This is a genomic window from Thermodesulforhabdaceae bacterium (genome assembly GCA_037482015.1).
Lineage (GTDB): Bacteria > Desulfobacterota > Syntrophobacteria > Syntrophobacterales > Thermodesulforhabdaceae > JAOACS01.
The window spans coordinates 54,803-78,528 of sequence record JBBFKT010000002.1 but is presented as its reverse complement, the minus strand read 5'-3'; the positions used below and the strand labels follow the sequence as shown (position 1 = coordinate 78,528).

The following is a 23,726-nucleotide window of genomic DNA, read 5'->3' as shown; positions in this document are numbered from 1 at the left end:
TAAATCAAGCCAACTTTATCGCTCTTATATCCTCTATCACGTCCATAAAAGGTTGTCTTCTGATGCGGTGAGGAAGCACAAGTTCAGCGGCTTCTTCGATATCTTTCCGAACAACTTCTTTTCTTCCTTCAAAAGCCGCGATGGTTTTTGCCGTCTTTAACATAATAATATCGGCTCTATGCCCATCCACTCCGACATCCAGGCAGTAAGAAGCTATTTCAAAGAGAAGGCTTCTGTCTATGACTATCTCAGGATATAATCTCCTCGCTTTTTCAATTCGCTCAACCAGAAATCTGGACTCCTCCTCCCATAGCTTGGAAAAGCCTTCCGGATCTTCGTCAAAAGCCACCCGACGTTCCATAACCGTCACCCGGCTTTCCACGTCTCTCAATCCTTCCACATGAACACACAGTCCAAAGCGATCGAGAAGCTGGGGCCGCAACTCACCTTCTTCGGGGTTCATTGTGCCAACAAGAGTAAACCGAGCCGGATGAGAAAAGCTCACTCCTTCTCTTTCAATGGTATTCACTCCCATAGCGGCGGAATCAAGAAGCACATCAACCACATGGTCATCAAGAAGATTTACTTCGTCCACGTAAAGTATGCCTCTGTGAGCAGCAGCAAGAAGACCCGGCTCAACCCGTTTTTCGCCCTTCTTCAAGGCGTGTTCGAGATCGAGCGTTCCAACTACTCGATCTTCCGTAGCACCAACAGGAAGCTCCACTACCCTGATCTCCCGCCAGATCTTTTCTGGCTTCCCGCCCCAAACAACAAGATTGCTACACTCCTTCCTTGGACATTCAGCACATACGCCCTCTGGGTCTTCGTTTTCCAGATTAAAAGGGCAATCCTTTACCACCTGGATTTCAGGAAGAATATGAGCGAGAGCTCTCACAGCCGTGGATTTTCCCGTGCCTTTCTCTCCCCTTATCAGCACGCCGGAAAGAGTTGGATTGATAATGTTAAAGATGAGAGCTCGCTTCATCTTCTCCTGTCCTACAATGGCTACAAACGGATAAAGTCTTTCACAGGTCATTTAGTAACCTCCTTTATGATTTGAACAAGGCTTTCTGCCTTGAGGTCTTCAATGCGAAAGTATGGAGCCTGCATAACATTGGCGAGTTTTCTAGCAAGCCCGAACTGCACAATGCCCTGCTTTTCCGTATCCACCACCACGGTATAGATGCGTTCGTCCATGGCAATTCTGGAAGCCACAAGTAACGCTTCTTCGACGGGTTTTTTAGAACCCAGGGAAACATTGGCTTTACCATCGGTTATGATAATAAGAATGGGTCTTGCCGTGGGATCTCGCAAAAGCACGTTTTTCAATACTTCATAGGCTTTAATAAGTCCTGCAGAAAGAGGAGTCCTGCCACCCACTGGAAGATCTCGAAGAAGTCTTGCTGCGAGTTCTACAGATGATGTTGGTGGAAGCTTTACTTCAGCTTCATTACGCCTGAAGGCAACCATAGCTACTCGATCTCGCTTCTGATAAGCATCCAGAAGAAGAGACATTATGGTACCCTTTGTGGCGGTCATCCTTCCCTGGGCACCCATTGAGCCGCTCGCATCCACCAGAAAAAGAAGAAAATTTCCTGTGCGGCGTTCACGTATCTTATGCCTGATGTCTTCTGGAGCAAGATGAACGGCAAGATTTTCCCCAGAGGCTCCACGTCGCTTCAACTGATAGGGAGCTGCAGCTCTGAGAGAGGCATCAAGAGCTACATCAGCTCCAGTGCCTCGCAGACTACTTCGAACATAGCGTCCCTGTTTTTGAGCTGTTCTCGTTCTGCTACGTCTTCCAGAACCTCGCCTTAAGATGCGATCTTTAGGCGCCGAAAGTTTTCTAACCTTGAAGGTTTCCCCGATTTCGAATATGCGTTCGAGCACCGTTTTGTAGTCGGTTGAGTTTTCTCCTTCGGGAAGATTATGTCTCTGGTCGCTTTCTTCCTGAGTCTGAGGCTCAAGCTCTTCTGTTCTTTCCTGCGGAAAGTCCGAAGGAGTCGTATTGGATTGTTGATTTTGATGCTGTTCTTCCGGTGGCTTAGAATCTTCTTCGCTTTGATCATTGTTGTTTTCTTCTTTCGGTGGAGGCGGCGGAGGTGGGGGAGGCGGTGGAGCAGCTTCACGGCGCCTGTGTATTAACACCATTGGAGCCACCTCTTTTATGTCCTGCACAGTCACGTGAAGGCGCCTATTTAGAGCTGCCAGGGCTTTAGCAGCCTGCTCCATGACAATATCGGCTCGATGTCCTGCGACGTTGTTTTCTACCGAAAGATCTGAGATAAACTTCCGCAAGTGGTCTGTTATCTTGACCTTACCAAGCAACTCTCTCGCCGCTAGAATGCTCCACGCAAGGGATTGATTGTCGCTTTCGAATCGTTTCGAAAACTCTTCAGGATTATTATCAAACTCCTCGCGCCTTATCATAAGTTCGACCCTGCGTTCTAGATCCTGCTCTCCGGTGACTTCCACGCAGAGTCCAAATCTATCGAGAAGCTGAGGGCGAATATCGCCTTCTTCCGGGTTCATTGTTCCAACAAGAATAAATCTAGCCGGGTGCGAGAAAGAGATCCCCTCTCTTTCCACTCTGTTAACCCCCGATGCGGCTGCATCGAGAATCAGGTCAGCAATATAATCGTCCAGCAGATTGACTTCATCAATGTAGAGAATGCCTCGATGAGCCCTGGCTAGCACTCCCGGATGAAAATGACGTTCGCCACTTCGGATCGCTTTCTCAAAATCTATGCTTCCCACAACTCTATCTTCTGTAGCGTTAAGAGGAAGGGTCACGACAGGGATACGGCGTGAAATTACAGGCAGAGGATGCTCCAGATTACGGCAGCGTTCACACCATTCTGATGGATTATCAGGATCGCAGGAAAAGGGACAACCTTTAATTACCCGAATTTCAGGAAGCAGAGCGGCAAGAGCTCTTACAGCCGTCGATTTCGCCGTTCCTTTCTCACCCCTTATCAATACTCCACCAATTGCGGGATTGATGGCGTTCAGAATCAAAGCCTTTTTTAACTTCTCCTGACCTACAAGTGCTGAAAAGGGATAAATTTTACATAGAGCCTCCATAGGCTCGATCTCCTTCCATTTACGTTCATTTACGAAGCTTTTAGCCCGGTCAGCCTACTGAATGCACATAAATACAATCAACACCGCTATCCTTACGCACATTGTAAGAATGGCACTTGTCACGCCTCTTATTATTCCAAGTCTAAGCCCGAAGATTGAAATCCACTGCGGAAAGTAAAAACGAAGGTAGAGCACAGGAAGCATGAAAATGCTCCCGAAAAGAAGCGCTATTATTGCTTGATGGTCGGTTATAATCTGCTGCCGCAAAATGGATCCCATCATGGTAATCCCAACAAGAGGCGATGCAATGTAAGCGGCTACAGCGGGAAGCACCGCAGCGGGAAGACTAAAATAGCTTGCAAGCGGCATTAGAAAGCCTTCAATCCGAGCCATAACTCCAAGTTCCATCAGCAGGAAGACCGTAACGGTTACCGTTAGAAATATGCCGCCAATTCTTCCGAATCTTATAAAAAAGCGCCTCACAGCCGACCACCTCGAATGTGAAGGAAGAGTCGAATTTTGGAAGTTCAAATTGATGTCACATCTTTGATGTTGATTCTTTAGTAAAATTCTCCCGGCTATCATGACAAATAGCAGAAGAGCCACGCTTCCAAGCCAGAGCGTTCCCATATAGACTGATCCCGCATAAAGTCCCAGAGCAGGAAGTATAACGGGTAAGTGATAAGTGAAGAGTTCCTTTACGGGCGCTATGCTTCCTGCAAGAAGCGAAGCAAGGAAGGTTTCTCTGTCTGTAAGTATTTTATTTTCTCGCATGTCCTGCAGCATTGAATTTGCTGCAACGAAAGAAACCGTTGCTGTTATAATGGCAAATCCACAGGCATCAGGAAGACCCGCAAAACGGCTTAAAGGACGCCCGATTTTGCTAATCTTCATGATTATTCCCGTTTCTACGAGCACCTCAGCCACGGCAAGCCCGACACCTATAACAAGGATGGTGGGAAAAGCGAAGTTAACTGCTTTCTTGAGAATCAGCAGCAGATCGCCAGACATCCTGGTCCATTTACCTCGAAAGGACAGAATATTTTGCACTCTAAACTCTCATTACTTCCTGCATTTTTTTCTTCCAGAATTCAACTTCTTCTTTTGTCACCACATCTATCGATCCACCCTGGAATTCTCCTTTCACATCCCCTATTCTTTCTTCTATCCAGCCTTCCACTTCCAAATAAATCTCCTTCAGCACATCTTTTACATCATCTGCCGGGTTCCAGAGTCCTCTTTCCCAGGCTTCAATCAGTCGCCGCCCAATTTCTTCCAGAGCCCAGGGATTGTGTTCTTCAAAAAACTTTTTATTTTCCTCGTTCATGAGAAACGTTCTTGCAATATCGTCAAAAATCCAGTCATCGACTTCCTTAGTGGTAGCCTCCCACCCATAGACTCTACCAACTCGTTTAGAAATATCTCCCGCACCCTTGTAGCCGTGGCGTTTCATTCCTTCTACCCAGCGAGGATTCAAAAGCTTCGTTCTAACTACCCGGCGTATTTCATCAGCAAGATCCCTTACTTCCACGTGCTCGCCTTCTCTCGTGTCCCCATAGTAAGCCTTAACGTCTTTCCCGGAAAGATGGCGAGCTGCTGCAGTCATGCCTCCGTGAGTGCCGAAATAGCAACAGCAACCAAAAAGATCGTATTCGTCGCTCACGACTTTGTTGTAAGTAACATCAACGCTTTTTAAAATGCCGGCGAACTGTTTATGCTTTTCTTTTCCCCAGATGCCTTTTCCGTAAGCGTAGCCGTTCCAGTAAAGGAAGACCTCAGCCAGGTCCTTTTCTTCTTTCCATGCCGAAGCATAAACGGCTAGCTGAGTCCCAGCTTGATATGTGCCGGGCATGGAGCAAAAGATGCGAAGAGTAGCGTCCCTGAAATCTCCGCCATCTTGTTGCATCTGTTCAAGTGCATGCTTTCTCACAAAATTCATATCCAGTGGTTCATCCAGCCTGGCTACTTCCTGCACTGCTTCATCTATAAGTTCTATAACATTTGGGAAGTTATCCCGAGTAATACCGGAGACTCGTATTGTGACGTCAATTCTGGGCCGGTTCAATTCGGCAAGCGGTATGATTTCAAATCCTTTGATTCTCCCGTTCGAAAGCCATACAGGTTTTACACCAAGAAGGGACATAATTTGAGCCATTCCTTCTCCATCTGCCCACATTATGTCGCTACACATCCAGAAGATAGCAACATTTTCCGGATATCTTCCTTCTTCTTTTAGATGCTTTGCGATGAGTGCATCGGCGAGTTTCTTGCCTATCTCCCAGGCTGGTTTCGTTGGAACTCGATGTGGGTCAAGAGAATAGAAATTACGTCCGGTGGGGAGAATATCGTCTCGCCCCCGGGTTATAAGCCCCGAAGGTCCCGCGGGAACGTAACCCCCGGAAAAGCCGTGAAGAAGCGATTCTATTTCGCGGCTTTCTTCAATCCTTCGGTTTATGTCAAGTATGCGTCTTTTTATTTCCACCCATTTAGGGTCATCCCAGGCGATATTTACTGACTGAGCCATATCAATCCCCCTTTTCAGTTTATTGCGCAACCTGCGCTTTGAAGCACTTCCTTTATTACTTTTTTGGAGACAGCATCGATCTCTTCCAGTATGGCACCATAGGATCTCCCGGTTCTTTCATCTAATTTTGAAGTATTGCTCAAAAGGTCGGAAAGTTCATATCCAAGAAGCCTGGCTATTTCCTTCCGGAGAGAAACCTCTTCCCCAGCGTCATAGCGAAGTATGGAGTAGATGAAATCCACTCTTTTCTCTCCTTCGGGTATCCTTCCGAAAATGTGCATTCCATCCTGAATCTGGGTGTTGCGAATAAGGGAGAGCTTCCCGTGAATTTCTCGCGCAAGATCTTCAAAAGGTATGGAATGAAGTTCCTCATGAGAAAATTCTGGCAGAGCTTTTCGCTTGCCCTGCCACTTTATTTTTATTTCCTTGTCAAGGTTGGTTTTCTTTACTTCGTTAAGGATAAGATGTTCCAGAGCGTGGGCTCGACCTCGGTCTTTTATCTTTGTTTCCTCGTATTCAGTAAGGAGCCTATCCAGTTCAGCCAGTTCTTCGTATAGTCCGCTTCCCGTCATAACAGTTTGCATATGATCTACCAGGGTAGCGTAGGATCTACGTTTTGCAATAGTTCCTTCCGGTGGGTTATCGGCATTGTAGATGTAAAGGTGAGGAATTGTGTCGATACCTATGTCAGGGAGACATGCGCTTGATAACCCAACGCCTTTTCCAGGGAGAAATTCCAGATTGCCGTGAGTTCCCACATGAACTATGACGTGAACCCCAAATTCTCGAGAAAGCCACTTATAGGTAGCCACATACTGGTGAGGTGGTGGAACGTCGGGATCATGCAGGATCTTGCAGACCTGCCCGTCACAGCGAGCCCCCGCACAGCCCCTTTTGGGTTGAACAAGCACGAGAGCATTTCCATACTGAACACCTGTGATAACGATTTTCCCGTCATAGACCATTGCTGGCGGAATACCTTCTTTGAATTCGCCAGGTGGATTCCCCCAGGCTTCAATCATCCTGTCTCGAGTTTTTTGAGGAAGTTCGTAAAACCATTCCTCATATTTCTCCTTTTCAAGCAGTTTTATTGCTCCCCCTCTGGATACAATCTCTTCAACGGTCGTCCACCGGAATTCCGATATGGCTTTCTTAGACATGATTTCGTCTATAAGTTCTTTGCCGCTTTCGGGAGGATTTACACAATATCCCGCTTCTCGCATCCTTTTCATGATGTCCACAACGCTCTCCAGCGTATCAAGGTGGGCTCCTGCACCGACCGTAGCTTCAACTGAAGCACAGGGGTTGTTATGAAGCACAAAAGCTACCTTTCGGTCTGATGGTGGCACCTTCCTGAGAGCTATCCATCGTTCTATTCTCTGAACGAACTTTTCCACTCGATCGGGTATAGGCACACGTTCTCTAACATCTTCCTCCCCTTCTCTCTGCGCTGCAATAATGATGGGCTCGATCACACCCTCAAATTCAGGAAGAGCTATAGCCCAGCCTATATCCATGTTGAGTTCTTCTCGTTCCCATTCTTCAACAGTTTTGTAATAGGAGCTTACGGGAGAAAAACAGGGCACATCGAGCTTCTTTAGAATCTCAATTCCATCAGAAGCTACACCAGTATTGCTCAGATCACCCCTATCCCTGCTGGAACCCAGGAAAAAAGATATTAGCTTGACCATTGCATCGATACGGGGTTTAGCAGTTGTTTTATCTACAAACCACTCAAGCACAACCTCCCCACTTCCCTTAGTTCCTAAAGACTCATCCTTAACCGAATAGGCAAAAGCGGGGATTACCCTGAAACCTTTTCTTTCGAGGCTTTCAATAAGAAGGTTTTCAACGTCCAGGTTGTTGTTTATCCAGTAATGCCTTGAAAAAAGTATTCCTACTGTGCCTTTTGATGCATTCTGTCCCCAGTATGAGTCATACCAACCGAGAAAGTCGTCTATACCGGTAAAGATTCTGCTGGCTTTAGGATGGTAAAGCCCTTCCCACGGGATTTCTTTTGGCGGATCATAATCCAGGTGCAGCCCGAGTTCTTCAGATGCAAGAAACCTGAGCATATTAGTCATGTTTTCTTCACCGTTTATAACGAGATATGAATAGGCTCGACTTACAATTTCCGGTCTAACGGTCGATAAAGTCCAGTAAGCCGGATCATGGCTCAAACAGACTATTTTGGGCTTTGTTTGCCTTTCTCGGAAAAGCTTTTCCACTCGATCCCAGAAAGATTCAACCGAGCGGTATAAAAAAACCAGATCGGCGTCAAAGATCGTATCAAGGACACGATCAAGTCTTTCGGGATTATTATCGAGAACTCTTGCTGAATGAACTTCTATGTCCAGGATATTACTGAGATTCTTTGATGCCTTGAGCAGCATATTGTAGTAAGACTGCCAAACAATGGCTAAAATTTTTTTCTTCATGATTATGACCTCCCATTGTGGAGTGCACTCATTATCGGGCAAACCAGTTTTGTGCCGTTCCATGAAATTACCTTGGTTTCCACGCCATAGACCTGTATGACAAGGTCTTCTGTGATAATACGATGGGGATGCCCAGTAACCACCACAGATCCTTCACGCAGGATAACGGCGTTATCGGCAAAAAGCAAAGCTAGATTGGGATCGTGGAGAGTAACAAGGACGGTGACGTTTCTTTCCTTTGAAATAGACTTCACCGTGGAAAGGACTCTAAGCTGGTTTCGGAAATCCAGGTGGGATGTAGGTTCATCCAGCACCATTATTGGAGCTGACTGAGCAAGCGATCTAGCAATAAGAGTAAGCTGCCGTTCTCCACCGCTTATCTTGGTGTAAGGTTCATGTTTGATATGTTCTATACCAACCAGTGATATGGCTTCTTCGGCGGCTTCGTAGTCTTTTCTTTTTGGGGAAGAAAACATTCCCACATAAGAAGCTCTACCCATAAGGACTACGTCTAACACTCGGTAAGGGAAAGGAGGTTCATGATCCTGAGGAACCACCGCAAAAAGATGAGCTCTATCGCGAACTGAAAGCTTGCTTGAATCTTTATCGCCAACGAGAATTTTTCCCCTGTAAGGCTTCCACAATCCTACAATGCACTTAAATAGAGTGGACTTTCCGGATCCGTTTGGTCCAAGTATTGCTGTTACAGTTCCCTGAGTTGCGCTGAAGCTGATAGACTTAAGCACATCTTTATGTTGATTTTTGTGGCGAAAACAGAGCGAATCAACTTCAAGGTTCATTTTCCCCACGCCTCCCTTCCACCTTTTTTCATGAGGTAGATGAAAAAGGGCGCTCCTGTGAGAGCCGTGATTATACCTACGGGGATATCGAAAGTAGTTAGAGTGCGTGAAATAGTGTCGGCAGCAATCATGAATGAGGCACCTCCAGCAATAGCTAGAGGGAGAAGAATTCGGTGATCGGGACCTACCAGCATACGAACCAGATGCGGAACCATTAGCCCGACCCATCCTATAATACCGCAGACGGAAACAGCCGTTGCTACAGCAAGAGTTGAAAAAGCTATAAATAGAAGGCGATCTCTTTTTACGTTAACTCCCAGAGCCTTAGCTTCTTCCTCGCCCATGCTGATAACGTTAAGCCTCCAGCGCATAAGAAGGATCGGCGTAAGGCCTACTGCCACTCCCCAGAAGGAAAGCCTAACAAGTCTCCAGTCAGCGAGAGAAAAGCTTCCCATCAGCCAGTAAACAATGCTCTGGAGCTTGTGGGGATCAACAAGGAATTTCACTATGGATACGAGAGCGGTAAAAAAGGCGGATACAATTACACCAGAAAGTATAAGGGGCAATCTCGATACTTCGCCCTGAGTTCGTGCCGTGAGATAAGCAAGGAATACTGCTACCACAGCACAGAGGAAAGCCATGGATTGAACCGGTAGAAAGCTGAAAAACCCCACAGTTATTGCACATCCAAAGGCGGCTCCCGCAGAGATACCAAGGATAAAGGGGTCAACAAGCGGGTTTCTGAAAATCGCCTGAAGCACGACCCCAGAGCCAGAAAGGGCTGCCCCAACAATGCTAGCGAGGAGAACTCTTGGAAGACGAATATCCAGAATTATAGCTTTCTCAGGAATATCACCCACGTTGAATATATGAAAAACATCGTTCAAGATAACCTTCAGCACCATTTCTGGCGTAATTCCGTAAGCACCCAGAAATATAGCGATCCAGCCTGCCACGATAGGTGACAAATAAATTGCAATGATCTTTGGGTATTGATGCGTGACCCTTTCCATCTAAACTCCCCAACTTTTACAAAACAAAAAGCCGCAACAGGTATTCATCACCTATTGCGGCCTTCATGACCGGATTATTTTTACAACAGGTTTATTAACCGGATAATGGAGAAAGTCAACACAGAAAAAGAGGGTGTTCTAAAACTTTCCTTATGGGGTGGCGAAACATAGAAAAGGCAGGGACGAAACTCAGCTTGGAAGATATTCCCAGATTCAGGTAGCTAAAAACGACCTCAATATATGATTCACCACAATCGGGATAGGGGCGGTCAATTTGACCGATCCCCTCCCACACCACCCGGCATGCGGGTCCGCACCGGGCGGTTCGAGAAGTTGAGGTACCAGAACCACTTGCAGCAGCCCTGGCCCTGTGCCTTCGGTGTCCTGTCGCGGGTTGTCCGCCTCGTCGCTGGCAAGTTCACACCCGGCTTCACCGTGTGTTGCCCCCACCCGCTCTGCTTGCGCAGACATCTGACGTCTTGCGTCCAACATCGACATGGCCTCGAGCACTCCTTCTCGTTCGGCCCTTCGCCACCATAAAGCAGCTACTATGGCCTCTGCTGACTTCTCGCTCCGGTTCATCACCGTCACCCTTTCAGGTATAAGGCGAGATCTCCCCGGGTAAGAACGTACTCCTTCACTGCACAACCGCCGAATTTACGCCACTTCGCCTTGATCACGAGAGCTTCGCAGACTCTGGCCCACTCGCCCTGCTCCGCAGCGCCTTATATCCGGTTCTTCTCCATCGGCTCGCAGTTTCGTTCCACGCTTCCTTCCCACACTCGGTCACCCTCGTGCAGTTGCGCTTCCCTTCGCTCGCTGTGATCAACTCACGGGAGGACTCTCACATCCAAGAGCACGTCCATGACGGGCGCACCGATTGTAGGGGCACGGCATGCCGTGCCCCTACAATTCTATTACAGAGTTTTTTAGAACACCCTCACACAGAAAAAAGATGTTCGAAAAATATTGCAGCGATAACCCTAGCGATTACCATGTTGCAGGAACATGGCATACCGTGCCCCTACTCCCTATTTCTTTCAACAATTCCAAATAAAGGGTAATTTTCAAATGACCTCACATAAATTCAAAAATCCCCGAAGCAGGGCTAAATTTTGCGGTCTAATTTCGACTAACACAAGCAAACGGGATTATATTATCGATTTGACACCAGAGTTTGGGAAATTTTTGCAAGATCTGACCCCAACAGATTTTCCACAGTGAGAATAATTACAAGTCCACGATCTGTTTTGGCGATACCCAAAGCATAGTTCAGGCAGTGACAGGAGACAAGTTGAGGAACATCCTCAATTTCCTCTCCCTTGATATATAAAACTCCCATGACTTCATCGACATGAAGCCCTACCAGAACTCGACCTTCCTGAGCTTTCGTCTCAGCTATTATGATGCAGGAATTTTCTAATGCGGTTATCTTTCCTTCTTCACCCAGAAATTCCACAAGGCTTATCACAGGTATAACTTTTCCTCTCAGGTTGATAACACCTTCAACAAAATCAGGCATCTCTGGAACCTTGGTCACAGGCATAGCTGTGATGACTTCTCTAACCGCACCAATAGACAAACCGTATGTTGATTCAGCAGATCGAAAGATCAAATATTTCCCGGTAAATCTGGCATGACGCTTTTTTATTTCTTCCTGTTTCTTCTCTTCAGTAATATCCATTAGAGCGCCTACCACGTAGTCAACATCGCCTAGCTCGTTCATGACGATCTCACTAAATTCTCGAAGCCATACTAAGTTCCCATGTTTGGTGCGAACTCTGTAATCTCGAACATAAACCTTATTTCCTTTAAGAGCCTTAACGAAGGCTTCTTTTGCAGATGTTTTATCTTCTTCGTATATTAGATCAACCCATCGAATAGATTTTAGTTCATCTTTCGTATAACCGGTGATTACTTCAATTTGATAACCGTAAAAGTCGGCAAAACCGTTCTTATAACCCTTGTAAGCAGCAACTCGCTGATGTTTCCCAGACAATTCACTCATAGTGTTGATCCTCCTCATTGCTGTTTCCAAGGAACAAAAATTTTTCGGACCATTCACTGAAAAGTATAACTCTAACGGTTTAAAGAATTAACCTACGGGTGGAGACTCGATTAAAACTTTTCCTGTGTATAGGGGAAGGTCCAAATTTAGCAAGGGATTCCAGGTGATAACGCGTGGGATATCCTTTATGCTGATCAAATCCGTAGTCCGGATACAGCCTGTGGTAAAAATTCATGAGGCGATCTCTAAATACTTTCGCGACTATAGATGCCGCTGCTATAGAAAGGCTTTTGGAATCCCCTCCTGCTATTCCTCTATTGCAGCAATCCACTTCAATCTCGTAGGGACCGTCTATAAGCGCAATGTCTGGTGATGGAGTAAGCCCCTCAATAGCAAGCTTCATGGCTTTTAAGCTTGCTTTAAGAATGTTTATAGAATCGATTTCCTCCGGGCTAACGTAGCTGATGCTTACTTCCGCCAGGTAAAGAATCTCTTGAAAAAGTTCTTCTCGGCGTGCGGGAGAAAGTTTTTTTGAATCGTTTATGCCGTTCAGGTTAATATTTTCTGGGAGAATAACCGCCGCAGCCACCACAGGACCCGCAAGCGGTCCTCTCCCTGCTTCGTCAACCCCTGCAATACGACTGAACCCTTCTGCTCGAACAATTCTGTCAAAGTCGGCGAGGGTTTCGGATATTCGAGAAAGCGCTCTACATCTTTTCACGAATACGTGCAGCCTTACCGATTCGTTCTCTGAGGTAATAAAGTCGAGCACGTCTTACTCGACCTCTCCTCACCACTTCAATCTTATCAATCCGGGGAGAATGGAGAGGAAAGATTCGCTCTACACCCACACCGTATGAAACCTTTCTTACCGTAAATGTAGCATTAGCACCGCCTCTATGTTTCCTGATCACAACCCCTTCAAAAACCTGGATTCGTTCTTTGTCCCCTTCAAGAATTCTGGTGTGGACTCTGATCGTATCACCCACCCGGAAAGCGGGGATGTCCATTCTCATCTGATCTCTCTCAATTTTCTCAATCACCTTATCCCGCATAACTTTATCCTCCATTTCTAACTTCTTGTTTCGCTATCGGTCGCCAAAAAGACGGTCAATTATAATAGCCGCTGCGCATCGAACTGACAAGTGGTTATATGAATTTTTACCGTAAATTGGTTCAAGAATACAGTCTGCCATATCAAAAACTTCTTCTGCTAACCCCCAGGCCGTGCCAAAAAGTAACAATATCGGTGGGGCATCTGCTAAAGACACAAGCTTTCTGGCATCAGTAAAAGAAAGGGTTTTATTTGGGTTTCTTGTCCGCGCCGATGTTACCCAGCATTGAGGGGTCTTCCCCTGCGATAATTTAATATTCTCCACAGCGTCTTCAATAGAATCAACAAGAACGATGGTCTGGAGAGCCAGAGCTCGGTTAGGGTGAATAACGGAAGCGATTCCTTCACACCAGTGAGCCAGAAGGCGTTTTGCCAGTTCGTGCTGGTCTTTAAGTGGTGTAATAATGAAGCATTGTGGGATGTCGTAAGTTTTGCACAGTCGAGCAAAGTCGTGTAAATCAATACTCGTTATAGCAGAAGCAATTCGCTCCCCTTTTCTGTTAATTACCGGATAGTGAACAAGACCTACATACAAGCTCACGGGATCGCTCCAGCTTTATCAAAAGTCTCAAGTAGTTTTTTTTCTTCCTTAGAAAGAATCAATCTTTGAAACAGGTCCGGTCGTCTGGCTTTAGTTAACAAAAGCGACTGAAGAAGTCTCCACTTGCGGATTCGTTCATGGTTCCCAGAAAGTAAAACCTCCGGAACTTCATAACCTCTAAATACCCGAGGGCGCGTGTAGTGAGGGTATTCAAGAAGTCCCCGCTCAAAAGACTCCGTCTCTGTGGATGCTTTGTTACCTACTACCCCGGAAACCAGTCGCACCACTGCGTCCACTATGACAACCGCCGCCACCTCTCCTCCGCTCAACACGTAATCCCCAATGGAAACTTCATCGTCAACAAAAAAGGAGACTCTCTCGTCAATTCCTTCATAACGACCGCATATAAGCACAAGCCGCTCCAGCTTACTCCAGCTTCTAGCAAGGTTCTGATTAAAGAGATGTCCTTTGGGTGTTAGAAGAATCACTTTCGGTGACGGAGGTTCACTTCTCAGTTCGTCTAGAGCCTTCACTATAGGCTCTGGCTTCATTACCATACCGGCGCCACCACCGAATGGTCTATCGTCAACGGTGCGATGGCGATCGGTGGTATAATTGCGAATATCGTGGATTCTGATCCTTACGATACCTTCGGCTATCGCTTTACCAAGAAGGCTTTCCCTGAAGGGGCCTTCAAAAAACCCGGGGAAAATAGTGAGTATATCAATGATCATCTTCCATTAAACCATCGAGAAGATCAACCACCATGTAGCCCATTTCCGGGTTAATTTCGAGCACGACTTCTTCTACTGCAGGAATGAGCACTTCACGGGCTTTGCTGTCCTGCACCACATAAACATCATGAGCTGGGGTTTCAAAGATTGCCTTCAAGGTGCCGATGGTTTCGCCCTGGCGGGTTTTTACTTCGAGCCCTATGAGCTGGTAATAAAAAAATTCTCCTTCTTCCCTCGGAGGAAGAAGATCTTCCGGCAGGAGAACTTCACTCCCAACCAATTCTTCTGCTCGATTCCTATCCCTTATTTCCTCAAACCCTAACACCCAGCACCGCCCTACAGATTGGATTCCTTTAACAGTAAGCTGCAACAGATTACCGTCTTCTGTTTTCACAAATAGAAGATCCCCCCTCTGTTTTTCAGCAAGGCTTTCGCCATAAGGGAGGATCTTCACAGCACCTCGGACACCGTGGGCTCTAACAATTGTGCCTATAGGAACCCATCGTTTGGCGTCCATACAATCGTGGTGATTATTCTATTATCTCGAGCACTGCTCTTTTATTCAATTTTGTGGAAGCGGCACTCAGTATCGTGCGCATAGCTCGTGCCGTGCGCCCTTGTCTGCCGATAACCTTTCCAAGGTCTTCCTTCGCAACTTTCAATTCGATAACCGAGGTCTGCTCCCCCTCTATCTCTGACACTCGAACCCTATCCGGATGATCAACCAAAGCTTTTGCCATCTGCTCGACCAAATTTTTTAGCATAACACCCTCCGCTTTTTGCTCGTGCCGCCGAATCAGGACCCTTCAATTCCCACACCTACGAAACCTTTGCTTCCTCAGAAGTTTTCATCCTGAGCTTATACTGACCTATAAGGCTTCTTGCGGTTTCGCTCGGTTGAGCTCCATTCCGCAACCAATACTCCACTCTTTCCATGTTAAGTTCGATTCTTGCTGGATCTGAAATAGGATCATAGATTCCCAGTTTTTCCAGGAACCGCCCATCTCGCGGAGCTTCCGAGTGAGCCGCCACTACCCAGTAAAAAGGCCTTTTCTTTCTCCCGTGTCGCGCCAATCGAATTCTAACTGCCATCCCTTTGCGTTACCTCCTTTTCTTCAACTCAGGTCACATTCCGCAAACCCCATTACCAGAGACGTCAACTTTTGACTTATACTTCATTTTGTAATTCTTAGAAAGGAAAAAACGTGCGTTTCTTTTTTTTCTTTTTAGTTTTGCCAACTGGTGCAATACCTGCAGACACTGTCATCTGGCGCATCATTTTTCTCATCTCTTCAAATCCTTTAAGCAACCTATTCACATCTTGAACAGTGGTGCCGCTTCCCTGGGCAATTCTTCTTTTTCGACTTGCATTGATAATATCAGGATTTCTGCGCTCTTGTTTGGTCATGGAATTTATGATCGCTTCAAGGTGAATAAACTCTTTCAAATCGATTTTTGAATTTTTAAGGTCCTTAAACATACCAACGCCAGGAAGAAGCCCAAGGATACGTTCTAAAGATCCCAGACGTTTGATCTGGCGGATTTGATCTCTAAAGTCCTCCAGAGTATAGGAATCTTCAGAAAGTTTTTTAACGAGCCGTTTTGCTTCCTCTTCATTGATGGCTTCTTGAGCCCTTTCAATGATTGTCAGAACATCCCCCATGCCGAGGATGCGGGAACTCATGCGGTCAGGATAGAAAATCTCTATTGCATCAAGCTTTTCTCCAATACCTACGAACTTAACAGGGCAACCTGTTACTGCCCGGATTGAAAGAGCCGCACCGCCTCTAGCATCTCCATCCAGCTTTGTGAGCACAACTCCAGTGATAGAAAGAGCCTCATGAAAAGCTTCCGAGACTCTGACCGCATCCTGACCGGTCATAGCATCAACCACCAGAAGGATTTCTCTGGGCTTAAGTAGCTGCTTAAGGCGTCTCAGTTCTTCCATCAGGGCTTCATCAATGTGCAGCCGCCCGGCGGTATCCACAAGTAGAGTGTCGCATCCGTTATTTTTAGCAAAGTTAAGAGCATCCTTTACTATGTCCTCCGGTTTCTGATCTGATCTAGAAGGATAAACAGGGACATCAATCTGGGAACCCAGCACCATGAGTTGATCTATAGCGGCCGGACGATAAACGTCTGCAGGCACCAGACATGGATTACGGCGTTCTTTTTTGAGCATTAGAGCAAGCTTTGCTGCCGTGGTTGTCTTTCCAGAACCCTGAAGACCTGCTAGCATGATGGGAACGGGAGGAGTTCCCTCAAGTTCAAGTTTAGCGGGAGTTCCTCCAAGAAGTGCAATAAGCTCTTCATGAACGATTTTAATAACCTGCTGACCGGGAGTTAAACTAGCAAGCACTTCCTGACCAATAGCCCGTTCTTCAATCCTCTGCACGAAGTCTTTAACCACCTTGTAATGCACGTCAGCCTCAAGAAGTGCAAGCCGGACTTCTCTCAAAGCGTCTTTTATATTGGCTTCAGTTAGTTTGCCCTGACCTTTAAGATACTTAAAAATTTTCTCAAACCGACTAGTTAATCCTTCAAACATAGCTCCTCACCTTTTGGTCTGTTTTACCAGTCTTTTGCTGGTTTTACTTTTTAATTGTCATATGATATGATATTTTTTGTAGGTAAGCGGGAAGTGCTTTTCCGCAAACCCCACATAACTGTAAAAGATTTTTGTTCGTTTGTCAGCATAAGTTGAAAAATTAACATTATCAAGCCAGTTGTAATAGGAAATATTGCTACAAGGGCTAAAAAGACTGGTAGAACGATTATAACCAGGTAGATCCAAAAAACTTTTCTACGACATAACTGTGGAGTCAGCCATGGCGATTATAACCCTAAGTAAAGAGTACGCGGCAGAAAGTGACGTGCTGGCAGAAAAGCTATCAAAGCGCCTCGGTTATGACATCTTAGATAAACAGTTCATTCAATTTATAGCTCAGGAGATGCGCGTTCCCTCTTCTGAGTTAGTTTCCTACTCCAGGCTTCGCGCATCAAGACTGCTTCAACTCGTGGACAAGTCGGTGCTGAAAACCTTCCACGAAGCCACCGTTAGCCCATCAAAAAGGATAGATGATTCTCGGTATTTCTCTGCTGTAAAAACTTTGATCGAAAAAGCAGCCCAGCAAAATAACGTTATCATCGTGGGCTGGGGAGGACAATGTATTCTGGCACAAAACCCCAAAGCCATCCATATAAGGGTTGTGAAGAACATAGAAGAGCGCATTTCTATCCTTAAACAGCAGTTTGGGCTTGATGATAGGAGCGCCAGAGAACTGATCGAACGGGAGGAAGGGGAGTCTGCAAGATATATAGAAACTTACTTTAATCGCTTATGGGATGACCCCCATCTTTATCATTTGGTTTTAAACCTGAGCAAAATCTCATTTGAACAGGCCGTAAACATTATTGAATCTATGGTGCGAGATATTGAAGAACAAAACTCTACGTAGGCTCTCTCTCCCAGAATTCCACCACTCTTCCATCCGGATCCTTAATTTCAATAAGTTTAACGCCCCATACGCATCGAAAAGAGTCGGGTAAATTGGGGAAGATCTGGCGAAGAACCTTAATGGTTTTTTCGATGCTGGATACCTGTATTGAAATCACAATACTTTCTGGATGTGTAACCTGCTTGGTGGTCCTTGAAACATCCATAAGTCCCAGGCGAGCACCTGTTGATGGTGAAAGTTCTACGAAGAAGTCGTTTTGGAAAATAATGTCGCAAGCCAGAATCCTACGATAGAATTCGACACATTCCCGCCATTTAGAGCAATAAAGCACCGTTCCTATGCTCATGATGGGAAGATCATTTTTACAGTTCGATCCATCAGTCACAATAAAAATCACTCCCCTGAGTCCAGAGTTTTAATAAGGTTAAGAGAGGTCCACTCGCCTTTAGAAATTCTTGATACAAAGGGTTGTTTTGGAAACATTATCTTGTCAATTTCTTCAATCGAATAACCCCTAGCTTTTAGTTCCTTAATCTTCGCCTGGAGGGATTCGAGATATTCCTTTTTCCTGACAATAAGTTCTCGCCCGTTAGGGTGATGCCCTGAATGAGCACAGAAGAGGTCAGAGAAATCAAAAGATAGCATTTTGTTGAGGGCCATCAGTGTCTGATTAGCGTCTTCCTCGTGAAACAGGACTATAGGGCGAGTTGTCAGGAAAAGATCGCCTACAAAAAGCCACCCTTCGCGGGGTTCGTATAAAATAATGTGATCATTACTGTGTCCACCAACATGGATAATTTCGAAGGAGTGTCTCTTTGTCAGGATAGAACCCGCCGGGTAGGGTTCTCCCCTGAAAGGTTCACGCTTTCCCCATATTATACGACGGTATAGGGGCAGGTCAGCTTCGCGGCGAGCATCGCCTACGCGGTCAGGATGAACATAAACAGGAACCTTTGGATACACTAGGTTTATCCAAAAAGCCAACCCGCAGTGATCTTCGTGAAGGTGAGTGATAACAACCTGCTCAGGAGAATATGCCAATAGAAAGGGTTTGGTTTTCTTAGCAAGACTTCGTGGGCCCGTATCCACAAGTAGCCCATCAACGCAGTATAGAAAAACGTTAAAGCGAAAGTTGAAATAGCCCACCGTTCCGTGAGCAATCAGAAAATTATCATTGAATTTGGTCACCCGAATACCCATAGACGATTCCTTCCCCTACCCCCTGCAAGACTATTTACTTTCTTGACTTTTAGGTTCCTGTTCTTTTTGCGACTCATCCCCCTTAGATTCTGAAGAGCCGTGAAAGGACTGCCGAAAGTTTCTTATCGCCTGTCCCAACCCGGATCCAATTTCTGGAAGCCGTCTTCCTCCAAATAAGATCAAAACTATTATCAGAATTACCAACAGTTCGGTCCAACCTATTTTGCCCATTTTTCACTTATCTCCTTTCGAGCGGGTAAACTACTTCAAGAGTCTCTCCACCTCATCCAGAAGCCTCAAAAATTCTGGTGATTCGCGATAAAGTTCCATAGCTTTCTGATAATTTAACCAGCCCTCCCAGGTCTTTTCCCACTCATCATTGAACCAGTAATATTTTCGATCTATGGGTTCACCTCTACGTCTCTTCATATACATAAGATACTCTTCATAACAAACAGAACAGAAAAGATAAGGAGCGCTATAATTTTGGGGCACGGCGTATTCTTCATCGGTGATTTGCCCCCCACATCGAGCGCACCGGAAGGCACAGCGCATACACTGGAAATGCTTTCTGAGAGATTCAAGCTTAAATTTCTTAAGCTTTCCCTCTTCCGCTTGCTGAAGGTCTTCCGTTTTTTTCTTGAAGTCAATCAAATCTGCCACTTTGTTAATTCCTTCCAGGTAAGTTTTTAATCACCGACATAGCAGGTGATTTTTCTTTGTTCTCATCTTCCGGTAATTCCATTTCGGGGGAGTCGCTATCATTTCGCATAGGGAGATTAAACACCTGCTGAACCAAATCGATGTAAAACTGGCGCGATGGTCTGGATGCCTTGCGTTTAACAAATATTATGGGATCGTGGAGCATTTTCTTAACTAGAGATTCTGTCATTTTCACAATGGCTTCTTTTTCCTTGTCGGAAAGATGAGAAAGTTGTGCCATCGTTTTTCTTAGTTCTGCCGATCTGATTTCTTCCGCCTTCCTTCTCATTGCGATAATGGTTGGAACAACATCAAGAGTCTGGAGCCAATGTTGGAACTTTAATGTTTCTTCTTCAATGATGTATTCCGCTCGAACTGCCTCACGTTTCCGCTCTTCTTTATTCCACTCTACAATACCCTGTAAATCATCAATGTCATAAAGATAAACATTATCAAGCTCATTAACGCCTGGATCTATGTCGCGGGGCACAGCAATATCTATGAAGAAAAGGGGTCTGTGTTTTCTTTTTTTCATGCAAGCTTTGACATCCTGCCGACTGATGATCAGCTCTGGCGAACCTGTAGATGAAAGCACCACATCCACAGTTTCAAAAGCGTCCATAATATGGGCAAAAGGAATAGTTGAAGCTCTAAATCTTTTGGCAAGTTCCATAGCTCGTTCCATTGTGCGATTAGCAATGATGAGATGAGATGCCCCGTTCCGCATAAAGTGTTCTGCCGCAAGTTCTGCCATCTCCCCTGCACCAATAAGAAGTATCTTCTTGCCCTGAAGATTTCCGAAGATTTTTTTAGCTAGCTCAACAGCGGCATAACTTACTGATACGGCTCGACAACCAATGCCCGTTTCTGAACGGACTCGCTTAGCCACAGAAAAGGTTTTATGAAGAAGTCGGTTGAGGATAACCCCCACGGTTTTTTGCTGTGCCGCATTCCGATAAGCATCCTTAATCTGACCGAGTATTTGGGGTTCTCCCATAACCATGGAGTCCAGCCCGGAAGCAACTCTAAATAAATGTCTAACGGCTTCTAAATCCTCATAAAGGTAAAGAAACTCTTGAGGGAACGGAAGATTGCTACTGTCACCCAGTAGTTCACGAATAAGTTTAGCTGTTCTTGCAGGATCCCGGGATACAGTAAGCCATTCTACTCTGTTGCATGTGGAAAGCACCATAAATTCATCAACCACACCCTCGCTAGTGGCTAATTCTCTGAGGCGGTCCCCAATAAAGAACACTTTTGAAGCAGCCTTTTCTCTTACTTCGACTGGTGCTGTTTTATGATTTATTCCCAGGATCAGTATGCGTTCCTCCATCGTTTCATCCCTTTCAAGTTTAGCGGAGGAAAAATGTTATGTGATGAGTTTTCCCATAAAGGTTAACCCCAATAAAGGTGATCAACACGCTTACAAAACCACAAATAGCAACCCAGGACGCTTTTTTACCTCGCCATCCCAAAGCAAGCCTCTGGTGAAAAAGCACAGCATAAACACACCAGGTTATTATGGATAAGATTTCTTTAGGATCTCCTGTCCAGGAGGATTTCCAAAACAGCTGGGCTGCTCCAAAGCCTGCAATGAGTCCGGCTGTCATAAAAGGAAATCCAATGAGAATACACCTGTGATTAAGCCGATCAATGGTTTCCAGAGATGGAAAAGAAAATCCCGCTACCACCTTAAACTCCTTGCGCTTAATCTTTCTCTCCTGAAGAAGATAAATGAGGCTTAAGGAAAAAGAAAGGGCAAAGAAAGCATAGGCAACAAAGAGGGTTGCTATATGGAAAATAACAATGCCATTACGCAGAAATGGCTTGGCAAGGTTTTCCTCAAAGGGCAGAAGTGATGATCCAATTTGGGCGAGGACCACAACAGGCATAATAACCGCTCCCATAAACCCCACAGGGCGAAGTCGAGACACCACAAGGAACAGGACAACAATAAACAAGGCAACGGCCATAAGAGCCTCTCGATGAATGGACACGGTTCCAGCAACAGAGGAAAACAGGATGGAAGTAACAAGCCCGGTTAGATGAAAACCAGCTCCTAAAACAACGAGCCACCAGACAGCATTGGTAAGAGATGGTCGGTTGAAATAAATGCAAATAAAATATCCGATCATACCAGCAGAATAAAACATCAACGCAATAAAAGCTAAAAATCCTAGCATTGGTTCAACACCTGCTTTATCCCACCGATTTCCTCGCTGGAAAGATTCTTCGACAGGATATCCCTAATAAGGTTTTTGACTACATTTAAGTCAGCTTCATTTTTCAGCGCATGAAACACTGCCACGGCTATTTCTCGAAAGAGACTCTGATTTTCCCTGTCGTCATCCTGTTGCCTGAGTTCCTGAACAGTCTTTCTAAGCCTATCAAGGCATTCAAGCATCTCTTCCCAACCATTCTTGAATTGATCTGATATTTCATCACGAATAAGGCTTGCCAGAGCTGGGCTAGCTCCTCCTGTGCTTACCGAAATTACCAATTTCCCTTTCTGAAAAATTGCCGGAAGAGTCAGATTTCCCTCTTGCGGGTTGGTTGCACTATTACACCACAAGCCAAGATTTAAGGCGTCTCTAACAATAAGACTGTTCAATTCTTTATCGCTTGTAGCCGCAAAAACAATGGAAATGCCTTGTAAAAATCTCGGGTGGTATTCTCTGGCTATCCACTCAACATCTCCGGATTTTACCGCTTCTGAAAACCACTGTGAAATTTCACGAGAAATTAGACACACTTTAGCCTTCTCTTCAACAAGTCTTCTCGCTTTCCTCTCCCCTACTTGTCCACCTCCAATAACAAGGCATCTTATACCTTCCAGCCTTAAAACCACAGGATACATGAAAGATTCTCCAAAACGATTTTTTTACATCAAAAACGGCGAGAAAGTGTATATTCAGCAATATCTAGAAGGATGTTTTTCCAGTAACCCGGGGGAAAAGCTGAAAGAGCTTCGATAGCCTTAGTGACATGGCGACGGGCTGAAAGTTCGGTATATTCAAGCCCACCTCGCCTCTGAACCCATTCTCGAATTTTGTGAAAAATCTGCGGATCCTGGTCGTTCTTACTGAAAAGCTCTTTTATCCATGCTCGTTCATCTTCGCTAGATCCATTAAAAGCGTAAATAAGTGGCAAAGTGGCTTTGCGTTCGGCAAAGTCTTTTCCCACGGGCTTTCCCAGTTCTTTAAATGTCCCCGTATAGTCCAGAAGATCGTCAATGAGCTGAAAAGCAATGCCCAGGTGATATCCATAATCTGCCATTCTTTCGATTTCGTCTTCAGGAGACCCTCCAAGGATGGCTCCAACTCTACAGGCCGAACTCATCAACGCCGCCGTTTTTCTGCTTATGACTTCAAAATATTCCGATTCACTTATATCTACCCGCCCAAGATGAAGTAATTGAAGAATCTCCCCTTCTGACATTAGATTAGCGGCTTCAGCCAGGGATTTCATAATACGCATATCATCATATTCAATTGCTAGCATGAGAGCCTTCGAGTAAAGGAAATCTCCAACCAGCACCACAGCCTGATTGCCCCAGAGAGTGTTTGCTGCCGGGCGATTTCTTCTTACTTCGGCACCATCAATCACATCATCGTGAAGAAGGGTTGCCACATGGAGAAATTCGAAGGCTACAGAGAGTCGAACATCTCGGTCGCCCTTGTATCCACATAATCTGGCGCTCAAAATCATCAAAAGCGGTCTGAGACGCTTCCCGCCGCTATCAATAATGTAACGGCTAACGGTATTAACAAGGGGCACAGGACCGAAAGTTTGCTTCTTTAACTCCTGCTCTATGCGGAGCAGGTCAGGATAGACAGTTTCCAATATTCGCTTCTTGCGTTCTTCTTCTATTAAGGATACTTCTTTAGGCGCAATCAATTTATCGCTCTTCATGACAGCACTTTTTATCCTTGCGTTCTCAATGTAAGGATGGACTTCCTGACCGGCAGGAACTTTTCATATCCTACCTCCGGTAGTAATCTAAAAAAATTTCCATCCTTTTTGTGGCAATCTTCTCAAGCGGGATTATGCTATCAAAGATAATCTCAATCGTCAAACCGCAATGGAGGGTATTCTAAAACTTCCCTTATT

At 45.5% G+C, this 23,726-nt stretch carries 26 protein-coding genes; 1 reads left to right on the top strand and 25 read right to left on the bottom strand.

Translation table 11 applies throughout. The features are described 5' to 3' along the window. Positions 1 to 4: 4 nt before the first annotated feature. The 17 genes from WHS38_04685 to ffh all read right to left on the bottom strand — a co-directional run bounded on the left by WHS38_04685 (position 5) and on the right by ffh (position 16,804). Positions 5 to 1,036, bottom strand: coding sequence for an ATP-binding protein (locus WHS38_04685; protein ID MEJ5300268.1), 1,032 nt, complete (start codon positions 1,034 to 1,036; stop codon positions 5 to 7). After that, a complete protein-coding gene (locus WHS38_04680) occupies positions 1,033 to 3,084 on the bottom strand; it encodes a putative cobaltochelatase (GenBank protein ID MEJ5300267.1) in 2,052 nt (683 codons plus the stop codon). The genes WHS38_04685 and WHS38_04680 overlap by 4 nt, the downstream gene beginning before the upstream one ends. Positions 3,085 to 3,138: 54 nt before the next feature. Beyond that, on the bottom strand, positions 3,139 to 4,095 hold the full coding sequence (locus tag WHS38_04675; protein ID MEJ5300266.1) for a hypothetical protein: 957 nt from the start codon (positions 4,093 to 4,095) through the stop codon (positions 3,139 to 3,141). Between the two features lie 40 nt (positions 4,096 to 4,135). Continuing rightward, positions 4,136 to 5,608, bottom strand: a complete 1,473-nt coding sequence (locus WHS38_04670) for a cobaltochelatase subunit CobN (GenBank protein ID MEJ5300265.1) — start codon at positions 5,606 to 5,608, stop codon at positions 4,136 to 4,138. A gap of 14 nt (positions 5,609 to 5,622) precedes the next feature. Continuing rightward, on the bottom strand, positions 5,623 to 8,046 hold the full coding sequence (locus WHS38_04665; protein MEJ5300264.1) for a cobaltochelatase subunit CobN: 2,424 nt from the start codon (positions 8,044 to 8,046) through the stop codon (positions 5,623 to 5,625). Positions 8,047 to 8,048: 2 nt separating this feature from the next. Next, a complete protein-coding gene (locus WHS38_04660; GenBank protein ID MEJ5300263.1) occupies positions 8,049 to 8,846 on the bottom strand; it encodes an ABC transporter ATP-binding protein in 798 nt (265 codons plus the stop codon). After that, positions 8,843 to 9,859, bottom strand: coding sequence for an iron ABC transporter permease (locus WHS38_04655; GenBank protein MEJ5300262.1), 1,017 nt, complete (start codon positions 9,857 to 9,859; stop codon positions 8,843 to 8,845). Before WHS38_04655 ends, WHS38_04660 begins: the two co-directional genes overlap by 4 nt. 657 nt (positions 9,860 to 10,516) lie before the next feature. Continuing rightward, entirely contained in the window at positions 10,517 to 10,639 is a 123-nt protein-coding gene (locus WHS38_04650; protein MEJ5300261.1) for a hypothetical protein, read from the bottom strand. A gap of 376 nt (positions 10,640 to 11,015) precedes the next feature. Continuing rightward, a complete protein-coding gene (locus WHS38_04645) occupies positions 11,016 to 11,867 on the bottom strand; it encodes a chemotaxis protein CheW (protein ID MEJ5300260.1) in 852 nt (283 codons plus the stop codon). A gap of 79 nt (positions 11,868 to 11,946) precedes the next feature. Next, positions 11,947 to 12,588 carry a ribonuclease HII gene (locus tag WHS38_04640; protein ID MEJ5300259.1) on the bottom strand — a complete coding sequence of 214 codons (642 nt, stop codon included), beginning with the start codon at positions 12,586 to 12,588 and terminating at the stop codon, positions 11,947 to 11,949. Continuing rightward, entirely contained in the window at positions 12,575 to 12,922 is a 348-nt protein-coding gene (rplS, locus tag WHS38_04635; GenBank protein ID MEJ5300258.1) for a 50S ribosomal protein L19, read from the bottom strand. The genes WHS38_04640 and rplS overlap by 14 nt, the downstream gene beginning before the upstream one ends. Positions 12,923 to 12,955: 33 nt before the next feature. Next, positions 12,956 to 13,522: an RNA methyltransferase gene (locus tag WHS38_04630; GenBank protein MEJ5300257.1), complete on the bottom strand. Its 567-nt coding sequence runs from the start codon at positions 13,520 to 13,522 to the stop codon at positions 12,956 to 12,958. Further along, positions 13,519 to 14,256 (bottom strand): tRNA (guanosine(37)-N1)-methyltransferase TrmD, encoded by a 738-nt coding sequence (gene trmD, locus WHS38_04625; GenBank protein ID MEJ5300256.1) that lies wholly within the window; start codon positions 14,254 to 14,256, stop codon positions 13,519 to 13,521. Before trmD ends, WHS38_04630 begins: the two co-directional genes overlap by 4 nt. Then, entirely contained in the window at positions 14,246 to 14,773 is a 528-nt protein-coding gene (gene rimM / locus WHS38_04620) for a ribosome maturation factor RimM (protein ID MEJ5300255.1), read from the bottom strand. The genes trmD and rimM overlap by 11 nt, the downstream gene beginning before the upstream one ends. A 13-nt stretch (positions 14,774 to 14,786) precedes the next feature. After that, the gene (locus WHS38_04615) at positions 14,787 to 15,020 is read right to left on the bottom strand and encodes a KH domain-containing protein (protein ID MEJ5300254.1); all 234 of its coding nucleotides are present in this window, start codon (positions 15,018 to 15,020) and stop codon (positions 14,787 to 14,789) included. Positions 15,021 to 15,075: 55 nt separating this feature from the next. Continuing rightward, the gene (gene rpsP, locus WHS38_04610) at positions 15,076 to 15,348 is read right to left on the bottom strand and encodes a 30S ribosomal protein S16 (protein MEJ5300253.1); all 273 of its coding nucleotides are present in this window, start codon (positions 15,346 to 15,348) and stop codon (positions 15,076 to 15,078) included. A 97-nt stretch (positions 15,349 to 15,445) separates the two neighbouring features. Beyond that, positions 15,446 to 16,804 carry a signal recognition particle protein gene (gene ffh, locus WHS38_04605; protein ID MEJ5300252.1) on the bottom strand — a complete coding sequence of 453 codons (1,359 nt, stop codon included), beginning with the start codon at positions 16,802 to 16,804 and terminating at the stop codon, positions 15,446 to 15,448. Positions 16,805 to 17,084: 280 nt separating this feature from the next. On the opposite strand from ffh, the gene WHS38_04600 reads away from it, so the two are divergent. Continuing rightward, complete coding sequence (locus WHS38_04600) at positions 17,085 to 17,714, top strand: cytidylate kinase-like family protein (GenBank protein MEJ5300251.1); 630 nt, start codon at positions 17,085 to 17,087, stop codon at positions 17,712 to 17,714. Here the strand turns inward: WHS38_04600 and WHS38_04595 are convergent. The 8 genes from WHS38_04595 to WHS38_04560 are packed head-to-tail and all read right to left on the bottom strand — an operon-like array spanning position 17,707 to position 23,528. Beyond that, positions 17,707 to 18,099 (bottom strand): hypothetical protein, encoded by a 393-nt coding sequence (locus WHS38_04595; GenBank protein MEJ5300250.1) that lies wholly within the window; start codon positions 18,097 to 18,099, stop codon positions 17,707 to 17,709. The genes WHS38_04600 and WHS38_04595 overlap by 8 nt on opposite strands. 8 nt (positions 18,100 to 18,107) lie before the next feature. Continuing rightward, positions 18,108 to 18,914 (bottom strand): MBL fold metallo-hydrolase, encoded by an 807-nt coding sequence (locus tag WHS38_04590; GenBank protein ID MEJ5300249.1) that lies wholly within the window; start codon positions 18,912 to 18,914, stop codon positions 18,108 to 18,110. Between the two features lie 30 nt (positions 18,915 to 18,944). Next, the gene (gene tatA, locus WHS38_04585; GenBank protein ID MEJ5300248.1) at positions 18,945 to 19,145 is read right to left on the bottom strand and encodes a twin-arginine translocase TatA/TatE family subunit; all 201 of its coding nucleotides are present in this window, start codon (positions 19,143 to 19,145) and stop codon (positions 18,945 to 18,947) included. A 30-nt stretch (positions 19,146 to 19,175) separates the two neighbouring features. Next, the gene (locus WHS38_04580) at positions 19,176 to 19,577 is read right to left on the bottom strand and encodes a hypothetical protein (protein ID MEJ5300247.1); all 402 of its coding nucleotides are present in this window, start codon (positions 19,575 to 19,577) and stop codon (positions 19,176 to 19,178) included. A 4-nt stretch (positions 19,578 to 19,581) separates the two neighbouring features. Continuing rightward, a complete protein-coding gene (gene hemA, locus WHS38_04575; protein MEJ5300246.1) occupies positions 19,582 to 20,949 on the bottom strand; it encodes a glutamyl-tRNA reductase in 1,368 nt (455 codons plus the stop codon). 19 nt (positions 20,950 to 20,968) lie between these two features. Continuing rightward, positions 20,969 to 21,799 carry a cytochrome c biogenesis protein CcsA gene (ccsA, locus tag WHS38_04570; GenBank protein MEJ5300245.1) on the bottom strand — a complete coding sequence of 277 codons (831 nt, stop codon included), beginning with the start codon at positions 21,797 to 21,799 and terminating at the stop codon, positions 20,969 to 20,971. Further along, the gene (locus tag WHS38_04565) at positions 21,793 to 22,473 is read right to left on the bottom strand and encodes a bifunctional precorrin-2 dehydrogenase/sirohydrochlorin ferrochelatase (GenBank protein MEJ5300244.1); all 681 of its coding nucleotides are present in this window, start codon (positions 22,471 to 22,473) and stop codon (positions 21,793 to 21,795) included. Before WHS38_04565 ends, ccsA begins: the two co-directional genes overlap by 7 nt. 29 nt (positions 22,474 to 22,502) lie before the next feature. Next, positions 22,503 to 23,528, bottom strand: coding sequence for a polyprenyl synthetase family protein (locus tag WHS38_04560; protein ID MEJ5300243.1), 1,026 nt, complete (start codon positions 23,526 to 23,528; stop codon positions 22,503 to 22,505). Between the last annotated feature and the right edge of the window lie 198 nt (positions 23,529 to 23,726).

Bases quoted from the DNA above. Each gene is read 5' to 3' on its own strand.
- tatA (MEJ5300248.1), bottom strand. From the start codon at position 19,145: ATGGGCAAAATAGGTTGGACCGAACTGTTGGTAATTCTGATAATAGTT.
- rpsP (MEJ5300253.1), bottom strand. From the start codon at position 15,348: ATGGCAGTTAGAATTCGATTGGCGCGACACGGGAGAAAGAAAAGGCCT.
- WHS38_04560 (MEJ5300243.1), bottom strand. From the start codon at position 23,528: ATGAAGAGCGATAAATTGATTGCGCCTAAAGAAGTATCCTTAATAGAA.
- hemA (MEJ5300246.1), bottom strand. From the start codon at position 20,949: ATGGAGGAACGCATACTGATCCTGGGAATAAATCATAAAACAGCACCA.
- WHS38_04665 (MEJ5300264.1), bottom strand. From the start codon at position 8,046: ATGAAGAAAAAAATTTTAGCCATTGTTTGGCAGTCTTACTACAATATG.
- WHS38_04590 (MEJ5300249.1), bottom strand. From the start codon at position 18,914: ATGGGTATTCGGGTGACCAAATTCAATGATAATTTTCTGATTGCTCAC.
- WHS38_04600 (MEJ5300251.1), top strand. From the start codon at position 17,085: ATGGCGATTATAACCCTAAGTAAAGAGTACGCGGCAGAAAGTGACGTG.
- WHS38_04685 (MEJ5300268.1), bottom strand. From the start codon at position 1,036: ATGACCTGTGAAAGACTTTATCCGTTTGTAGCCATTGTAGGACAGGAG.
- trmD (MEJ5300256.1), bottom strand. From the start codon at position 14,256: ATGATCATTGATATACTCACTATTTTCCCCGGGTTTTTTGAAGGCCCC.
- WHS38_04645 (MEJ5300260.1), bottom strand. From the start codon at position 11,867: ATGAGTGAATTGTCTGGGAAACATCAGCGAGTTGCTGCTTACAAGGGT.
- rplS (MEJ5300258.1), bottom strand. From the start codon at position 12,922: ATGCGGGATAAGGTGATTGAGAAAATTGAGAGAGATCAGATGAGAATG.
- WHS38_04660 (MEJ5300263.1), bottom strand. From the start codon at position 8,846: ATGAACCTTGAAGTTGATTCGCTCTGTTTTCGCCACAAAAATCAACAT.
- WHS38_04615 (MEJ5300254.1), bottom strand. From the start codon at position 15,020: ATGCTAAAAAATTTGGTCGAGCAGATGGCAAAAGCTTTGGTTGATCAT.
- ccsA (MEJ5300245.1), bottom strand. From the start codon at position 21,799: ATGCTAGGATTTTTAGCTTTTATTGCGTTGATGTTTTATTCTGCTGGT.
- rimM (MEJ5300255.1), bottom strand. From the start codon at position 14,773: ATGGACGCCAAACGATGGGTTCCTATAGGCACAATTGTTAGAGCCCAC.
- WHS38_04655 (MEJ5300262.1), bottom strand. From the start codon at position 9,859: ATGGAAAGGGTCACGCATCAATACCCAAAGATCATTGCAATTTATTTG.
- ffh (MEJ5300252.1), bottom strand. From the start codon at position 16,804: ATGTTTGAAGGATTAACTAGTCGGTTTGAGAAAATTTTTAAGTATCTT.
- WHS38_04670 (MEJ5300265.1), bottom strand. From the start codon at position 5,608: ATGGCTCAGTCAGTAAATATCGCCTGGGATGACCCTAAATGGGTGGAA.
- WHS38_04675 (MEJ5300266.1), bottom strand. From the start codon at position 4,095: ATGTCTGGCGATCTGCTGCTGATTCTCAAGAAAGCAGTTAACTTCGCT.
- WHS38_04680 (MEJ5300267.1), bottom strand. From the start codon at position 3,084: ATGGAGGCTCTATGTAAAATTTATCCCTTTTCAGCACTTGTAGGTCAG.
- WHS38_04565 (MEJ5300244.1), bottom strand. From the start codon at position 22,473: ATGTATCCTGTGGTTTTAAGGCTGGAAGGTATAAGATGCCTTGTTATT.